The sequence below is a fragment of the Streptomyces sp. genome, from assembly GCF_031181705.1.
Lineage (GTDB): Bacteria > Actinomycetota > Actinomycetes > Streptomycetales > Streptomycetaceae > Streptomyces.
Genome location: NZ_JAPSKN010000063.1, coordinates 1 through 15,947 on the forward strand (window position 1 = coordinate 1; position 15,947 = coordinate 15,947).

General features: G+C 74.5%; 15 protein-coding genes. 8 read left to right on the forward strand and 7 right to left on the reverse strand.

Annotated features, from left to right (window positions below; translation table 11 throughout):
• Window positions 1–181: 181 nt before the first annotated feature.
• Both RIN80_RS14470 and RIN80_RS14475 read right to left on the reverse strand, forming a co-directional pair.
• Complete coding sequence (locus RIN80_RS14470; RefSeq protein WP_309095987.1) at window positions 182–1,969, reverse strand: hypothetical protein; 1,788 nt, start codon at window positions 1,967–1,969, stop codon at window positions 182–184.
• Between the two features lie 52 nt (window positions 1,970–2,021).
• Window positions 2,022–2,216, reverse strand: coding sequence for a hypothetical protein (locus tag RIN80_RS14475; RefSeq protein WP_030843336.1), 195 nt, complete (start codon window positions 2,214–2,216; stop codon window positions 2,022–2,024).
• 296 nt (window positions 2,217–2,512) lie between these two features.
• Between RIN80_RS14475 and RIN80_RS14480 the strand changes: the two genes are divergently transcribed.
• The 5 genes from RIN80_RS14480 (at window position 2,513) to RIN80_RS14500 (ending at window position 7,997) form a co-directional block, all read left to right on the forward strand.
• Complete coding sequence (locus RIN80_RS14480) at window positions 2,513–2,905, forward strand: ankyrin repeat domain-containing protein (protein ID WP_309095988.1); 393 nt, start codon at window positions 2,513–2,515, stop codon at window positions 2,903–2,905.
• Between the two features lie 300 nt (window positions 2,906–3,205).
• The gene (locus RIN80_RS14485) at window positions 3,206–4,624 is read left to right on the forward strand and encodes a HEAT repeat domain-containing protein (protein WP_309095989.1); all 1,419 of its coding nucleotides are present in this window, start codon (window positions 3,206–3,208) and stop codon (window positions 4,622–4,624) included.
• A gap of 186 nt (window positions 4,625–4,810) precedes the next feature.
• Window positions 4,811–5,938, forward strand: a complete 1,128-nt coding sequence (locus tag RIN80_RS14490) for a glycosyltransferase family 1 protein (protein ID WP_309095990.1) — start codon at window positions 4,811–4,813, stop codon at window positions 5,936–5,938.
• On the forward strand, window positions 5,935–7,113 hold the full coding sequence (locus RIN80_RS14495) for a glycosyltransferase (protein ID WP_309095991.1): 1,179 nt from the start codon (window positions 5,935–5,937) through the stop codon (window positions 7,111–7,113). The genes RIN80_RS14490 and RIN80_RS14495 overlap by 4 nt, the downstream gene beginning before the upstream one ends.
• Window positions 7,110–7,997, forward strand: a complete 888-nt coding sequence (locus RIN80_RS14500) for an SGNH/GDSL hydrolase family protein (protein WP_309095992.1) — start codon at window positions 7,110–7,112, stop codon at window positions 7,995–7,997. Before RIN80_RS14495 ends, RIN80_RS14500 begins: the two co-directional genes overlap by 4 nt.
• A 91-nt stretch (window positions 7,998–8,088) precedes the next feature.
• On the opposite strand, the gene RIN80_RS14505 is transcribed toward RIN80_RS14500, so the two are convergent.
• From RIN80_RS14505 to RIN80_RS14525, 5 genes are read right to left on the reverse strand one after another with little or no spacing between them, the layout of a single operon-like run.
• Window positions 8,089–9,018, reverse strand: a complete 930-nt coding sequence (locus RIN80_RS14505) for a biotin-dependent carboxyltransferase family protein (protein WP_309095993.1) — start codon at window positions 9,016–9,018, stop codon at window positions 8,089–8,091.
• Entirely contained in the window at window positions 9,015–9,632 is a 618-nt protein-coding gene (locus RIN80_RS14510) for an allophanate hydrolase subunit 1 (RefSeq protein ID WP_309095994.1), read from the reverse strand. The genes RIN80_RS14505 and RIN80_RS14510 overlap by 4 nt, the downstream gene beginning before the upstream one ends.
• Window positions 9,629–10,387 carry a 5-oxoprolinase subunit PxpA gene (locus RIN80_RS14515; RefSeq protein ID WP_309095995.1) on the reverse strand — a complete coding sequence of 253 codons (759 nt, stop codon included), beginning with the start codon at window positions 10,385–10,387 and terminating at the stop codon, window positions 9,629–9,631. The genes RIN80_RS14510 and RIN80_RS14515 overlap by 4 nt, the downstream gene beginning before the upstream one ends.
• Window positions 10,388–10,404: 17 nt before the next feature.
• Window positions 10,405–11,232 carry a putative hydro-lyase gene (locus tag RIN80_RS14520; protein ID WP_309095996.1) on the reverse strand — a complete coding sequence of 276 codons (828 nt, stop codon included), beginning with the start codon at window positions 11,230–11,232 and terminating at the stop codon, window positions 10,405–10,407.
• Window positions 11,229–12,530 carry an MFS transporter gene (locus RIN80_RS14525; RefSeq protein WP_309095997.1) on the reverse strand — a complete coding sequence of 434 codons (1,302 nt, stop codon included), beginning with the start codon at window positions 12,528–12,530 and terminating at the stop codon, window positions 11,229–11,231. Before RIN80_RS14525 ends, RIN80_RS14520 begins: the two co-directional genes overlap by 4 nt.
• 171 nt (window positions 12,531–12,701) lie before the next feature.
• Between RIN80_RS14525 and RIN80_RS14530 the strand changes: the two genes are divergently transcribed.
• The 3 genes from RIN80_RS14530 to RIN80_RS14540 all read left to right on the forward strand — a co-directional run bounded on the left by RIN80_RS14530 (window position 12,702) and on the right by RIN80_RS14540 (window position 15,936).
• Entirely contained in the window at window positions 12,702–13,397 is a 696-nt protein-coding gene (locus RIN80_RS14530; RefSeq protein ID WP_309095998.1) for a GntR family transcriptional regulator, read from the forward strand.
• 69 nt (window positions 13,398–13,466) lie between these two features.
• Window positions 13,467–14,993 (forward strand): hypothetical protein, encoded by a 1,527-nt coding sequence (locus RIN80_RS14535; RefSeq protein WP_309095999.1) that lies wholly within the window; start codon window positions 13,467–13,469, stop codon window positions 14,991–14,993.
• 61 nt (window positions 14,994–15,054) lie between these two features.
• Window positions 15,055–15,936, forward strand: a complete 882-nt coding sequence (locus tag RIN80_RS14540) for a hypothetical protein (protein ID WP_309096000.1) — start codon at window positions 15,055–15,057, stop codon at window positions 15,934–15,936.
• Window positions 15,937–15,947: the final 11 nt, after the last annotated feature.

A 15,947-nucleotide genomic window follows, 5' to 3' on the forward strand; every position in this document is an offset into this window, starting at 1 on the left:
AGGCGCCGCGCACCTTCGTGGCTTAGGGCCTGTCGTTCGGATCAGGTCGCAGGAAAGTGACGGTGCTGTTCCGTGCGCGCGTCTGCGGCGTGATCCAACCGACAGGCCCTAGCGGGGCCGGCCGTGACGCCGTCACGTGCCGCCACATGGCTTCACGTGTCTCACGTGCGGACGACGGCGGTCAGCCCCGCTTGGCCTCCGTCGGCTTGGTCAGGACCGGGACCGGGTTCGGCAGCGGCTCCTTGGTGAGGACCGGCACCGGATCGGGCTGCGGCTCCGGCGGCTGCGCGGTCACCGCCGCGGGGGCGGGCTCCGCGGTCACCGTCGCCGGCACCGGCTCCGCGGTGACCGGTGCCGGAACCGGCTCGGCGGTCACCGGTTCCGGTGCCTGTTCCGTCGGCAGCGGCTCGGGCTCGCCGGGCGAGCCGTCCGGCTCCGGGACCGTCTCCCCGTCCGCCGGTGTCGTGCGGGGCGGGAGGAGGGCGAGGACCGCCTCCCGGTGCGCCTCAGGGGTCGCGTCGTCGTAGGGGTTCGGCGTCGCCGGGACCTGGAGGCGGTGGACCGGGCCCGTGCCCAGACGGGCGTACCCGCGGCCGGGCGGGATCTCGTCGATGGGCGTGGTGTGCGGGGGCGCGCCGAGCACCGACTGGAGCTGGTCGGCCGAGGCCGGTCCGAGGACCACGCGCGCGCGGGTGTGCCGGCGGACCGGCTCGACGAGGGCCTCGAAGCAGTCGAGCTGGTCGGCCACCACCACCGTCACGTTCGCCGGGCGGCCGTGCCGCAGGGGCACCTGGAGGAGGGCTTGCGGGTCCTTGCGGTCGTCCGCCGCGGCCAGGTGGGTGAACGCGGTGGGCCGGTCCAGGAGGATCCACAGCGGCCGCCTGGTGTCGTCGGGCGGGGGATGGCCCGCCTGGTGGGCGCGGTTGGCCGCGATGAGCCGGCGCTCCGTCTCGGTCGCCGCCCATTCCAGGCTGGCCGTCGCCCCGCTGAGACCGCACTCGACGGCCAGGACGCCGTCCCGGCCGGTGAGGCAGGCGTACTCGCCGGTGCCACCGCCGTCGACGATCACCACGTCCCCGTGCTGGAGGGCCTGCAGCGCGATGGAGCGCAGCAGCGTGGACACACCGCTGCCCGGCTGGCCGAGGACGAGCAGATGCGGCTCCGTGGAGCGCAGGCCGGTGCGCCAGACGACCGGGGGGACGTCCCGCTGCTGTGCGCCGTGGCCGAGGGGCAGTGTGCGCCGGACGTGGGTCGGGTCGGTGAAGCCCAGGACCGTCTCGCCGGGAGCGGTGACGAAGCGCTGGGCGGTGATGTCGACGGGGAGGGGCAGCAGCACGCCGAGCGTCAACTGGTTGCCCTCCTCGTCCCACGTGAAGTGGTACTCGCGGCCGCGGCCGGACTTGGCCGCGAGGAGGTGCTCGATCCGCGCGCGGGACTCGGCCTCGCCGTCGGTGAAGTACGCCGGGTAGCGCACCACCAGGTGGGAGATCCGGCCGCCGCCGTCGAAGCCGTAGGTGGGGAAGGCCTTGTCCCACGCGCCGCCGTGCGCGTACAGCGGCTCGGGGTCCTCGGCGGTGGAGAAGTACGGCACGAGCGCCTCGTACAGCGACTTCAGACGCTCGCTCTGCGACTCGTCGGGCCCGTCGGGAGTGGCCGGAGTGCGATCCCGGCCCTGCCAGGCCGCGGCCGCCATCAGGGTGACGGCGGCCAGCAGCGGCCCGTACGGCACCAGGGCCACCACCAGGATCACGGAGGCCACCAGGAACAGCAGCGCCCCCCGTCTCTCCTTCGGGGTCTCGGTCCATCTGCGCCGGCCGGCCGCTGCCAGCCGGCGCAGACCCCGCGTGATCGTGATCAGCGGGTGGAGGACGTCGGTGGCGCTGTCGGCGGCCGTCCGGGCCAGCTCCCGGCTCCGGGCGAGCTGGGCGCTGCCGTTGCTCAGAATGCGGGGGAGGGGGCGCCGGGCCACTGCTGCCTCCAGTCGGTGCGTACGGGCGGGTTGCGTACGGGAAGTGGGCTCGTCAGAACTTGATGCCGCCGAGGAGGCTCGCCAGGCTCTCGCCGCCCGCCTTGATGCTCGGGGCGATGGCCGTGCTCGCCAGGTAGAAGCCGAACAGCATCGCCACCACCGCGTGGGAGGCCTTCAGGCCGTCCTTGCGGAAGAAGATGAAGACGACGATGCCGAGCAGGACCACGCCTGAGATGGACAGGATCATTTGAGTTCTCCTGGTTCGCGGGGACAGTCACCATGAGTACTTCCAGGCTCACAGGATGTATCCATACGATAAAAGGTGCAACTGGGTGAAATTCGGACGATTTCCCCCGAGCGGCGGAGTGGTCCGTGATCCGGTCGAGCTCGGCTGTTGCGCCGGGCCACGTCTGTGGTGATCTTTACCTCGGGCACATCGGGTCATGTGCCGCGCGAGCCAGTACCCTGGCGATTCACTCGTACGGCTGCACCCGGCGCAGGCGTACGCACCCGGCGAGACGTGATGGAGAGGCGGTCCGGCAGATGACCGAAGTCCCCGACCCCGAGGTCGTGGAGCTGGCGACCAAGATCTTCGATCTGGCCCGGCGGGGACAGACCGAGGCGCTCGTGGCGTACGTCGACGCGGGTGTCCCGGCCAACCTCACCAACGACCGCGGCGACTCGCTCGTGATGCTCGCCGCCTACCACGGCCACTCCGACGCGGTCCGCGCGCTGCTCGCCCGCGGCGCCGAGGCGGACCGGGTGAACGACCGGGGCCAGACCCCGCTCGCGGGGGCCGTCTTCAAGGGCGAGACGGATGTCATCAAGGCCCTCCTGGAGGGCGGCGCCGACCCGTCCGCGGGCACGCCCTCAGCCGTCGACACGGCCCGCATGTTCGGCCGGACGGAACTGCTCGAACTGTTCGGCGCGCACTAGGCCCACCGGGCTGACCTGGAACGACACGAGAAACGGGGGAGGCGGAACGGGGCCGCCGAAATTTCGGTCGCGGCAGACGGAAGTGCCGAGTCATCATGACGACGTGGTTCACGGACGTGATGGTTGGGCAGGTGTTGCCGCACCGCGCGGGCCGTGACGCGGTCCGCAAGGGCCACCGACGAGAGGCAGAGGAAGATGGTCTACAGCAAGCAGGAAACGGCGGGCACTCCGACGTGTTGTCGCGCGGCCAGGTAGTACACGTCCCCGGTTGCGTCGACGCTTGATGTGAGGCTGTTTCCCATGTTCGATCCGGTCATAGCGCCCAGCGGTACGCTGCTCGGCCTGCTCCAGCGGGGCCGTGGCGACGGCACACTGCACGCGCTCACCGCCCCGCGCCCCGAGGCGCTCGCGGCGCTGAACCACTGCGTGCTGCGCGATCCCCGCCACGACTGGCAGGTGGAGAACCGCTCCCTCTACTACGCCCGCCTCTACCTCGACCTGAACGGCGAGCTGGACGAGATCGAGGCCCACCTCTTCGACGCCGAGGACGTCCTCGACGCCGACGAGTCGCGCACCGGGCTCGCCCTCGCCGTCCTCGGGCACCTCGCCTCCTACGGCAGGCGGGACGCGCTCGAACTGCTGCGCAGATACGCCGCCCACGGCACCAACTGGGCCTGGGCCCTCGACGAGCTCGCCCTGCGGGACGACGACGCGGGCCTGCGCGCCCTCGCCGCCCCCGTCCTCGCACGGTTCCCGGCCGACCCGGAGGGCGAGGCCGAGCTGGCCGCGACCGTCCGGGACGCCTTCGAACCCCGGCCCTGGCGGCTGTGGGCGGAGGATCCCCGCGCATCCGTCGCCTCACGCGTGCGTGCCGCCCACGAAGCCGGCTGTTTCGACCGCTGGCAGCGCCAGCTGCGCCCGTCCGGGCCGCGCCCCGGATGGAGCGTGCAGGCCGTCTTCGAATGGGCCCAGCAGGGCCTCGAACGCGGCGCCGCGCTGCACGTCCCGGCCGCCCGCTGTCTCACCGCGGTGGCGGGGCCCGAGGACCGGGCGGAGATCGTCCGGGCCGCGCGGGACGGCGGTGACGGTGCCCGGTGCACCGCCCTGCGCTACCTCGCCGACGGCAACGATCCCGACGCCCTCGACCTGATCGAGGGCGCCGTGGCCACCGGCTCGACGGTCGTCGTGGACGCCGCCGTCGACGCCTTCGAGCGGATGCGCTCCCTCGCCGCCGTCGACCGGGCACGCGGCTGGGCCCGGCGGCCCGACGCCCTCGGCGCCGCCGCCGGACGCGTCCTGGCCTGCCGGGGCGGCGCACAAGACCGCGACCTGGTCCTCGCGGCCCTGCGGGAGGCCGTACGGGGCGAAGGTCCGGACGCACCGACCCTGTGGACCCTGGTCGACGGAACCGGACGGCTCGGCATCGGCTGCGCCGCACCCGTCCTGCGCCACGTCTACCGCGAGACCGCCTCCTCCCACCTGCGCGGCCGCACCGCCCGCGCCCTCGCCGCCACCGACCCCTCCTTCGCCACCGGCTTCGCCGTCGAATGCCTCTGGGACTGCGAGGAGACCACCCGCGAACTCGCCGCCCGGCACGCCGAGACCGGAGACGCCCGCGTCGTCGAGCGCCTGCGCCGGCTCGCCGCCGACCCCGCCGAGGAGGCCGAGGTCCAGACGGCCGTACGCAGCCGGATCGGCCCGGAGGAAACCGCCGTGTGACCCCCTCCACGAGGGACTGCCAAGGCCGCATCAGGCCACCGAGATGAACGCCCGGTGGCTCGCGGGTCAGGAGGGCATGGACACGGCCTGACCTGCGCGGGTGCGCATCGGAACGCTCATGGGACGTTCCTCGGCCGGAAAGATCGACGTTGACGCGGCCACGTCCGGCACGGCGACAACACCGGTATGCGTGTCGTCATCGTGACCGAATCCTTTCCCCCCGACGTGAACGGCGTGGCCCACTGCGCGCTCCAGACCGCCCGGCACCTCGTCGAGCGCGGTCACGCCCCCGTCGTCGTCGCCCCGGCCCCCGCCCCGGGGACCAAGCCCGACGCGTCCGCCCCGTGCCCCGTCGTCCACGTCCCCTCCCTCCCGCTCCCCGGCTACCCCCAGGTCCGCGTCGCCCTCCCCAGCCGCCGCCTGGCCGCCACCCTCGTCGAGCACCGTGCCGATGTCGTCCACCTGGCCAGCCCCTTCGTCCTCGGGGTGCGTGGCATGGCCGCCGCCGCCCGGCTCGGCATCCCCGCCGTCGCCGTCTACCAGACCGACCTGGCCGGATACGCCCGCACCTACATGGGCGCCGGAGAGGCCGCCGCCTGGCGGCGCATCCGCTCCGTCCACGGTGCCGCCGACCTCACCCTCGCCCCCTCCAGCGCGGCCCTGCGCGACCTGCGGACCCACGGGGTGCCCCGAGTCGAGCTGTGGCCGCGCGGCGTCGACACCGAACGGTTCCGGCCCGACCGCCGCGACGAGGCGCTGCGCCGCGAACTCGCGCCGAACAGCGAGCTGATCGTCGGCTACGTCGGCCGGCTCGCCCCCGAGAAGCAGGTCGAACTCCTCGCCGGAGCCTGCGGTCTGAACGGCGTCCGGGTCGTGATCGTCGGCGACGGACCCAGCAGGCCCTCGCTGGAACAGACGCTGCCCGGCGCCGTCTTCCTCGGCCGCCGCACCGGAGACGACCTCGCCCGGGTCTTCGCCTCACTGGACCTCTTCGTGCACACGGGCCCGTTCGAGACCTTCTGCCAGACCGTCCAGGAGGCCATGGCCAGCGGCCTGCCCGTCGTGGCACCCGCCGCGGGCGGACCGCTCGACCTGGTGGCGCACGGGCACACCGGTCTGCTGGTGCCGCCGCGCGACGCGGCCGCCGTGCGGGACGCGGTGCGGGCCCTGGCCGCCGAGCCCGCGCTGCGCAGCGCCTTCGGCGCCGCCGCTCGCGCCACCGTCGAGGGCCGCACCTGGGCGGCCGTCGGCGACCGGCTGATCGGGCACTACACGGACGTGCTCGCCGGGCGCCGGACGGCGGTGGCGGCGTGAACGCCCACACCCCCGGCCACCGGCCGCTGCGGATCGTCCGGCTCGCCAACTTCGTCGCGCCCGCCTCCGGCGGTCTGCGCACCGCCCTGCGCGAACTCGGCAGGGGTTACCGGGCGGCGGGCCACGAGCCCGTCCTGGTGGTCCCCGGCGAGCGGACCAGCGACCGCGAGACGGAACAGGGCCGGGTGATCACGCTCCCGGGGCCGCTGCTGCCCGGCACCGGCGGCTACCGCGTCCTGGCCGACAGACGGCGGGTGGCCCGGCTCCTGGAGGAACTCGCGCCCGACCGCCTGGAGGTGTCCGACCGCACGACCCTGCGGTGGACCGGCAAGTGGGCCCGGCGCGCCCGGGTCCCGGCCGTGATGGTCTCCCACGAGACCGCCGACGGCGTCCTGCGCACCTGGGGCCTGCCCGAGGGGGCCGCCCGGCGCGCCGCCGACGCCCTCAACGTCCGTACGGCCCACACGTACGCGCGCGTGGTGTGCACCACCGAGTTCGCCGAGCGGGAGTTCGTGCGGATCGGGGCGCGCAACGTCGTACGGGCCCCGCTCGGCGTCGACCTGGAGCAGCGCCACCCGGCCCTGCGCGACGCGGGGCTGCGGGCGCGGCACGCGCGCGAGGACGAGACGCTGCTGGTGATGTGCTCGCGCCTGTCCGTGGAGAAGCGGCCCGGCACGGCACTGGACGCCCTGGAGGCGCTGCGGCGGCGCGGACGCCGGGCGGCGCTGGTGGTGGCCGGGGACGGCCCGCTGCGGCCCCGGCTCGAACAGCGGGCGCGCGAGAGCGGCCTGCCGGTCACCTTCCTCGGGCACCTGTCCGACCATGCCCTGCTCGGCGCGCTCCAGGCGTCCGCCGACGTGGCCCTGGCACCCGGTCCCGCCGAGACCTTCGGGCTCGCCGCGCTGGAGGCCATGGCCTGCGGCACGCCCGTGGTGGCGAGCGCGTCGTCGGCGCTGCCGGAGGTGATCGGCTCCGCCGGAGCCGTCGCCGCGGACCGCGGGGAGGCCTTCGCGGACGCCGTGGACCTGCTGCTGGAACGCCGGGAGACGGACCGCCGCGAGGCCGCACGCGCGCGTGCGGAGTGCTTCGGCTGGGACGCGGCCGTCGACGCGTTCCTCGCCGCCCATGACGCCGCCGTCCCCGTGCGGCCGTACGCGCCCGGGGGCGTGGCATGAGACCCGTGCCGGGCGCGAGGGCGTCCCGCCGGCGGGAGGGGCCCGTGAGGTTCGTGGCCCTCGGGGACTCGCTGACCGAGGGGGTGGGAGACCCGGCGGGCGACGGGTGGCGCGGCTGGGCCGCACTGCTCGCCGCCGGGCTGGGGACGGGAGACGTCCGGTTCACCAACCTCGCGGTGAGCGGGTCGCAGACCAGGGACGTGCTGGAGCGGCAGCTGCCCACCGCGCTGGAGCTGCGGCCCGACCTCGTGTCCGTCGTCGTCGGCGTCAACGACACCCTGCGCTGCACCTTCGACATCGAGGCCGTGGCGGCCCGGCTCGACCAGGTGTACGCGGCCTGTACCGGACAGGGCGCGGTCCTGCTCACGGCCTGCCTGCCCGACCCGGGCAGGATGCTCGGGCTGCCGGGGGCGCTGGCGCATCCGCTGGCCCGGCGGCAACGGGCCGTGAACACGGTGGTGCACGCCCTGTCCGACCGGTACGGGGCGCTGCACCTGCACGCCTGCGAGGGCGACTGGGTCACCGACCGGGCCATGTGGAGCGCGGACCGGCTGCATCCGGGGGAGCGGGGGCACCGGCAGCTGGCCCTGCGCTTCCACGCGCTGCTCGCGGAGCACGGTCTCGCCGCCGGGCCCGCGCCGTCGCCGGAGCCGGAGTCCCCCGGCCCGACGAGGTCGGCGAGCTGGTGGTGGCTGGCCACGGCCGGCACCGGATGGGTGGCGCGCCGGTGCACCGACCTGCTGCCCCAGCTGCTGACCCTCGCCGCCGACGAACTCCGGCATCGCGCCCGGGGCACGAGTACCCGGCTGGACCTGCGGGCCTCGGCGGCCGTGTCCGCGGCCCTGGCCGCGTTGTCCGGGGCGGAACAGGCGGACGCGGCCTGACCGGGCCGGGTGTTGTGCCCCAAGAGGCGCGGGGAACTGCGCGAAACAACCCCCGCCGTCCCGCGGACGGCACATCACCGTCGACCTGCCGTCAGGGTGCGCATGCCCGGTCCGGTTCCCGTGGGCCGACCCCGGGTCGGCGCGGCCGGGCCCAGCGGCGGCGCACCGGCACGAAGCGCACCGGCGTGCCCGGCATCGCCTGGGCGGCGGCCGGGAGGTCGGCCGGGTGGACGACGGCGATCACCGGGTAGCCCCCGGTCGTCGGATGGTCGGCCAGGAACACCACGGGCCGGCCGTCCGGCGGGACCTGGACGGCCCCCAGCACCATCCCCTCGCTGGGCAGTTCCCCGGGCCGGCCGCGCTCCAGGGCGGGCCCGTCCATGCGCAGGCCGATGCGGTTGCTCGCGGGGGACACCCGGTAGGTGCGGGAGACGAAGGCCCGCACGGCCTCCGGCGTGAACCAGTCCTCGCGCGGGCCGAGTGCCACCCGCAGGACCAGCTCGGCCGGCGGCGCCGGCTGCGGGGCGACGTCCACGCGCGCGTGGACGCCCGTGGGCCGGCCCAGCGGCAGCACCGTGCCGTCGGTGAGGGGGACCGGGCCGAGGCCGGACAGCAGGTCGGTCGAGCGGCTGCCGAGCACCGGCTCGACGGCGATGCCTCCCGAGACGCCCACGTAGGCGCGCACGCCCGAGAGGGCCGGACCGATGTCCAGCAGCGCACCGCCCGGCACCCGCACCGGCGCGGCCCAGGCGGCGGGCCGTCCGTCCACCGTGACCCGGCAGGGCGCGCCCGCCACCGCCACCGTGACGTCCGAACGCGGCCGGACGGCACAGCCGTCGAGGGTCGTCTCCAGCACGGCCGCGCCGGGCGGATTGCCGGTCAGCCGGTTGACGAGCTGCGCCGCGGGCCCGTCCAGCGCCCCGGAACGGGGCACGCCGAGGTGCGCGTGCCCGGGGCGGCCCCGGTCCTGCACGGTGGTGAGGGCCCCGGCGCGTACGACGGCGAGTGCGCGGTCCGTCATGACCGCGCCTCGGGGACGAACCGCACGCGCGCGCCGGGCGACAGCAGCGCGGCCGGCACGCGCGCGTGGTCCCACAGCACGGCGTCGGTGGTGCCGATCAGCTGCCAGCCGCCCGGCGAGGAACGCGGGTAGACACCCGTGTAGGGGCCCGCCAGCGCCACCGACCCGGCCGGGACCGAGGTGCGTGGGGTGGCGCGGCGCGGGACGTCGTAGCGGGGCGGCAGGCCGGTGAGATAGCCGAAGCCGGGTGCGAAGCCGCAGAAGGCGACCCGGAACCCGGTGCCCGCGTGGATACGGGCCACCTCCGGCTCCGGCACGCCCCAGTGCGCGGCGACGTCGGCCAGGTCCGGGCCGTCGTAGCGCACGGGGATCTCGATCACGTCGCCCGTGGTCGGGGGAGCGGGCGGGAGGTCGGCCGCGGTCAGTTCGGCGGCCACCCGGGCGGGCGCGTCGAGTCCGTCGAGGAGGACCGTGCGGGCCGCCGGGACGATCTCACGGGCGGACAGCGAGCCCTCGGCGCGGCGCCGCAGCAGTTCCGCGTGCAGGGCCTGGGCCTCGTCGCCCGAGGAGACCTCGACGAGCAGGGCGTCGCCGCCGACGGGCAGCACCTTCATGCGAAGGCCTCCACCCGGACTCCGGAGGACTCCAGCCGCTCACGGACCCGGCGGGCCAGTTCCACCGCGCCGGGCGTGTCGCCGTGCAGGCACAGGGACCGGGCGCGCACCGGGATCCGCACCCCGGACTCGGACACGACCTCGCCGGAGGAGGCCAGGCCCAGGGACCGCTCGACGACGGCGTCCGGATCGGTGATCACCGCGCCCTGCCGGGAGCGGGGCACCAGGGTGCCCGCGTCGGTGTAGGCGCGGTCCGCGAACGCCTCCGTGACGACCGGCAGCCCCGCCTTTCCGGCCAGCTCCAGCAGGCGCGAGCCGGGCAGGCCGAGGACGGGCAGCGCGCCGTCCGCGAGGAGTACTCCGTCGACGACCGCGGCGGCCTGCTCCTCGTCGCGCACGACCCGGTTGTAGAGCGCGCCGTGCGGTTTGACGTAGGCCACGCGGGAGCCGGCCGCGCGCGCGAACACCTCCAGGGCGCCGATCTGGTAGGCGACCTCGGCCGCGAGTTCGGCGGGCGGCACGTCCATCGCGCGCCGCCCGAACCCGGCCAGGTCCCGGTAGGACACCTGGGCGCCGATGCGCACCCCGCGCTCGGCCGCCAGCGCGCACACCCGGCGCATGGTGACCGCGTCCCCGGCGTGGAAGCCGCAGGCCACGTTGGCGCTGGTGACGACGGACAGCAGGCGTTCGTCGTCGGTGAGGTGCCAGCGGCCGAAGCCTTCGCCGAGGTCGGCGTTCAGGTCGATGCAGGCCATGAATCCAGTGTCTCCTGTCAGGCCACGCGGTACTGCTCGTCGCGGGCGTCGGTGAGGAACATCTGCCCCGGGGCATGGGTGAGGGCGAACGGCGGACGCGAGGCCATGACGGCGGCCTGCGGAGTCACCCCGCACGCCCAGAAGACCGGGATGTCGTCCGGCTCGGCGTCCACCGGGTCGCCGAAGTCGGGGCGGCCGAGGTCGCCGATGCCGAGCCCGGCGGGGTCACCGCAGTGCACCGGGCTGCCGTGCACCGCGGGCAGCAGGCTGCTCTCCCGGATCGCCGCCGACAGGTGCCGGGGCGGCACCGGCCGCATCGACACCACCAGCGGCCCGTGCAGCCGCCCCGCCGGACGGCACGGCCGGCTCGTCACGTACATCGGGACGTTGCGGCCCTGCTCGACGTGGCGGATCGGCACGCCCGCCTCGCCCAGCGCCCACTCGAAGGTGAAGCTGCACCCGATGAGGAACGACACCAGGTCCTCCCGCCAGTACTCGCGCACGTCGGTCGGCTCGTCCACCAGCTCGCCGTCCCGCCACACCCGGTAGCGCGGCAGGTCGGTGCGCAGGTCGGCGCCCTCGGCGAGCACGGTCGTCCAGGACCCGGCGTCCGTGACGTCCAGGACGGGGCACGGCTTGGGGTTGCGCTGGCAGAACAGCAGCATGTCGTAGGCCCAGTCGGCGGGCACCGAGATCAGGTTGACCTGGGTGTGGCCGCCCGCGACCCCGGCCGTGGGGCCGGTGAGGCCGTCGCGGAAGCGGGCCCGGGCCGTTTCCGGGCTCCACGCGCGCGCGTGCTCGTCGACCAGGACCACGGGACGGTCCCCGGCGCTCGTGCGGTTCACGTGAGCTCCTTCCCGCGCGTCTCGGGCAGCCCGAACAGCGCCAGCGCCGCGATGCCGTAGCCGATCGCGCCGAAGACCAGCGCGCCGCCCACGCCCCAGCTGTCCGCCAGGAAACCGACCGTCGTCGGGAACACGGCACCCACCGCGCGCCCGGTGTTGTACGTGAAGCCCTGCCCCGTGCCGCGCACCGCCGTCGGGTACAGCTCGCTCAGGTACGAGCCGAAGCCGCTGAAGATCGCCGACATGCAGAACCCGAGCGGGAAACCGAGCACCAGCAGCAGGGTGTTGGCGCCGCTCGGGATGTTCGCGTACGCCAGGATGCACAGCGCCGACAGCAGGGCGAAGAGCCAGATGTTGCGCCGCCGGCCCAGCCTGTCGGTGAGGTAGCCGCCGGTGAGGTAGCCGATGAAGGCGCCCGAGATGAGGAACGTCAGATAGCCGCCGGTGCCCACGACCGACAGGTCGCGCTCGGACTTCAGATACGTCGGCACCCAGGTGGCCAGCGTGTAGTAGCCGCCCTGGACACCCGTCGACAGCAGTCCGGCGAAGAGCGTGACCCGCAGCAGTCCGGGCTTGAAGATGGCCTTGAACGAGCCCTTCTCCGCGCTCTGTTCACGCGCCGCGGTCGCCTCGGGCGCGTCGTGCACGCTGCGCCGCAGCCAGATGACCAGCAGCGCGGGCAGCGCCCCGGTCCAGAACATGATGCGCCAGGCCAGGTCGTCGCCGGCCAGCGAGAAGACGACCGTGTAGACGATCGCGGCGAGACCCCAGCCCACCGCCCAGGAGCTCTGGATCGCGCCGAGGGTGCGGCCCCGGTGCTTGGCGCTCGCGTACTCGGCGACCAGGATCGCCCCGACCGCCCACTCGCCGCCGAAACCGAGGCCCTGCAGGGCGCGGAAGACCAGCAGCGTCTCGTAGTTGGGCGCGAAGCCGCAGGCGACGGTGAAGACCGCGTACGTGATCACCGTGATCATCAGGGCCTTGACCCGGCCGATGCGGTCCGCGAGGACGCCCGCGAGGGCGCCGCCGACCGCGGACACCACCAGGGTGACCGTCGTGAACAGGCCCGTCTGGCCGCTGTTCAGGCCGAAGTAGGCCGACAGCGCGACCATGCTGAGCGGCAGCGTGAAGTAGTCGTAGGAGTCCAGCGCATAGCCGCCGAAGGCGCCGGCGAACGCGCGGCGGCCGCGCGGGCCCAGGGCCCGCAGCCAGCCGAACGCCCCGGCGTCCGGGGTGCGTTCGGCGGACGCGGGACGTGCCTCGTCGGTCAGGGCCTGCGGTGGAGGGGTCGTGCTCATGGGCACCTCGCAGAGGGAGGACGGAGGGTGCTTCGAAGTGAGCGGGCCGTGCGGGAGCGATCGGCGCCGCGGTGGGGAGGCGGCGCCCTGCGTAGCACCGTAGAGGATTGTTCAACGATCCCTCAATACCCATGTTGGTTCGTTCTTGGGATCTGCGATTGAATCCCTGGCATGGCAGAGCAGCTGAAGGACCTCGCCGACGACCGGGCCCTCCTCGGGCGCACCAGCACCGCGGAACGGGTCTCGGACATCCTCAGGAGCCGCATCGCCGAGGGGTACTTCCCGCCCGGGACCCGGCTGTCGGAGGACAGCATCGGGGGCGCGCTCGGGGTCTCCCGCAACACGCTGCGCGAGGCGTTCCGGCTGCTCACCCACGAACGCCTGCTCGTCCACGAGCTCAACCGGGGCGTCTTCGTCCGGGTGCTGACCGTGGAGGACGTCGAGGACATCTACCGCACCCGGCGACTGGTCGAGTGCGCCGTGGTCCGGGGCCTGGGGGAGCCGCCGTACCGTCTCGACGGGCCGGCCGCCGCCGTGGCGGAGGGGCGGCGCGCGGCCCGCGAAGGTGACTGGAAGGGAGTGGGTACGGCGAACATCCACTTCCACCGGGAGCTGGTGGCGCTGGCCGGGAGCGAACGCACGGCCGAGCTGATGCGCAGCGTCTTCGCCGAACTGCGCCTGGCGTTCCACGTGGTGGACGAACCGCAGCCGCTGCACGAGCCGTACATCGCGCGAAATGTCGCGATTCTGCAGGCCCTTGAGGCCGGGGACCGGGAACAGGCCGAGCGCCTGCTCGCCGGTTACCTCGACGACTCGCTGGAGCGGGTCGTCGAGGTGTACCGCCGCCGCGTCGGAGAGGACGGCTGAGCACCGGGCGGCGCGGAGGCCAACGCGTCGTTTGGGCCGATGTCGGACCCAGGACCTAGTCTGTGCACCGTGACTTCGCCTGCATCGACGGACAGCGCTCCGCCCCAGCTCAGCGCGGGGCCGCGCCCCGCACCGGGGCCGGCCGCCGACGAGGGCCTGGCGCGGCGCCTGCGCGCGCTCGCCTGCACCGCCCCGCTGCACGACCTCGACGCGCGCAAGGCCAATCTCGCCGGCGAGTACTCGGTGTACGGCATGGCGGAAATCGCCCTCGCGGCCATCGACCTCGTCACCCTGAACATGGATTTCGACACGGGCGCGGACCACGACCAGGTCGTCGCCCGCCTCGTCCCGCGCATCGCCGCCCAGGCCCCGCGGCGCCCCGCCGCCGAGCACGAGCGGGTGGCCCGCTGGGTCCTGGAGAACCTGATCAACGTCGGCAGCGTCGACCGCGGCTTCCGCGCCGTGTACGGCACGTTCGGGGCGGACGGCACGTACGTGCGCCGGGACTACGACTTCAAGCTGATCGAAGAGGTCCCCGGCCCGGGCGGCACGGTGTACCTCCGCACGACGGACGAGGCGGTCAACGTCCTCGTCGGCGCCCTCGACACGGACGTCACCAGCGCGCAGATCGCCGCCGAGGTCAAGCTGGAGGTGCTGATCAGCCGCGGCCGGCTCGCCGACGCCCAGCTCGCCGCCGAACAGGCCCGCTACCGGACCGTGCAGTACTCGGAAACGCTGCGCAAGGCCCTGGACGCGACCCGGCGCAACGTCCGCGCGGTCGACTGGCTCAGCGCGGTGCCCGACATGATCGCCGAGGCCCTGGAGCACGTCGCCGACCGCTACCGGCACGAGAACGCGATCCTCACCAACATCCGCAAGGCACGCGACGAGTCCGAGGACCCGGAGCACAAGCGCCGCGCCGCCGAGCTGGTCGACATCGTCAAGGACTGCATCCGGCGGCACACGCAGCTGCAGTCCCGGCTGCTGGAGGCCGGGCCGCTGTTCCGCGCCGAGCAGGACCGGCAGGCCTTCGCGACGCCGATGACCACATCGGGCATAGACCTGTACGGGCATCTCCTCTCGCCGGTGCTGCCGCTGCCCCTGGAACAGGCCGTGCGCGTCACGGACGCCTTCTTCGGGCGCGGCACGGGACTGCGCACGCCCGTCTCCGTCCGGCTCGGTGACCTGGTCGACATACTGCTGACGCCGCCGGTGGAGCGGGAGCACCTCGGCGCCGAGATGCCCGAGCCGGACCTGATCGCCACGCCGGACGACAGCCGGTTCAGCGAGGAGCAGCTGGCGGCGGCGCAGGAGCTGCTGGACCTGCCGGCGGACGCGCCGCGCCGGCTGTCCGGGCTGCTGGCCGAGGCCCGGCGGCAGGACCCCGAGCTGCCGTACCTGGTGGCGCTGCTGGCGGTGCACGCCGCGAGTCCGCCGGTCGGTACGGCCTACCGGCAGGGGGAGCAGAAGCTGCTGTTCGCCGTGGACGACGGGACGGAACTGGACGATCCGGAGTTCGGCGGGGCCGACCTGATCGTCGGCACCGCACTGCTGGACGCGGCGGGGATGGCCGCGGACCGGACGGAAGCGGCATGAGCCGGCACGGAAGCAGCATGAGTCAGTACGAGCGGCACGAGTGGCACGAGGAGTCCCGACCGTGAGCGAGCACGTCGAGTGGAGTGAGCCGGAGGGGACGGTCCCCGCGGCCACCGCCGCCGTCACCCCCGCCGACGCCGCCGACGCGGCTCGGCTCGTCTCCTTCGGGCTGCAGCCCAAGCTGCAGCCCGCCCGCGACCAGGAGTACGCGGACCTGCTGCGGCGCTACCGCGAGGACCCGCCGTTCGCGCGGCTCGCCGACGCGGTGGCGACCGGTCTCGGCCTGATCGTGCTGGAGGTGTCCCCGCGCGCGGGGATGGCCGTGACCGCCGCCGAGGACTCGGTGTTCGCCGTCCGCATGGGCGACTACGCGCGTCGCACGTCCGCCGACGGCGGCGACCGGTTCCTGCACGGACTGGCCCATCTCGCCGTCGCCGCCATGGCGTTCCCCCGCCCCGAGGACCTCGCCGACGACGGCTACATCGGCCGCGTCACGGTCAACGGCGTCGACGCCTTCGTGCGCCAGGCCTGCCGCCGCCTGGAGGAGCGCGCCGCCGAGCAGGGCGAGAACACCGACCCGGTCACCGACGCGCCCGGCCTGGAGGCCGCCTGGCGCATCTGGGTGCGGCGCAGCGCCACCGGCGCCACCAAGGACGCGCGCCGGCTGGCCGGTTCGACCACCGGCATCGTCGCCAAGGCCGTCGCCTTCCTCACCGACTCCGGCTTCCTCCAGCGCACCGGCGACGACAACGGCGGCACGTACCGCACCACCGCCCGCTACCAGCTCCAGGTCCGCGACATGGCCGGCAGCGCCGCCCTCGCCGAGCTGCTGGACCTGGGCGTCGTCCCGGTCACCGACGGCACGCCCACGCTGCTGCCCCCCGAGGAGAGCGACGACCTGGACCTGGTCGCCGACGCCGGGCTGCCGTTCCACTCCTTCTGAACTCCCCCCAC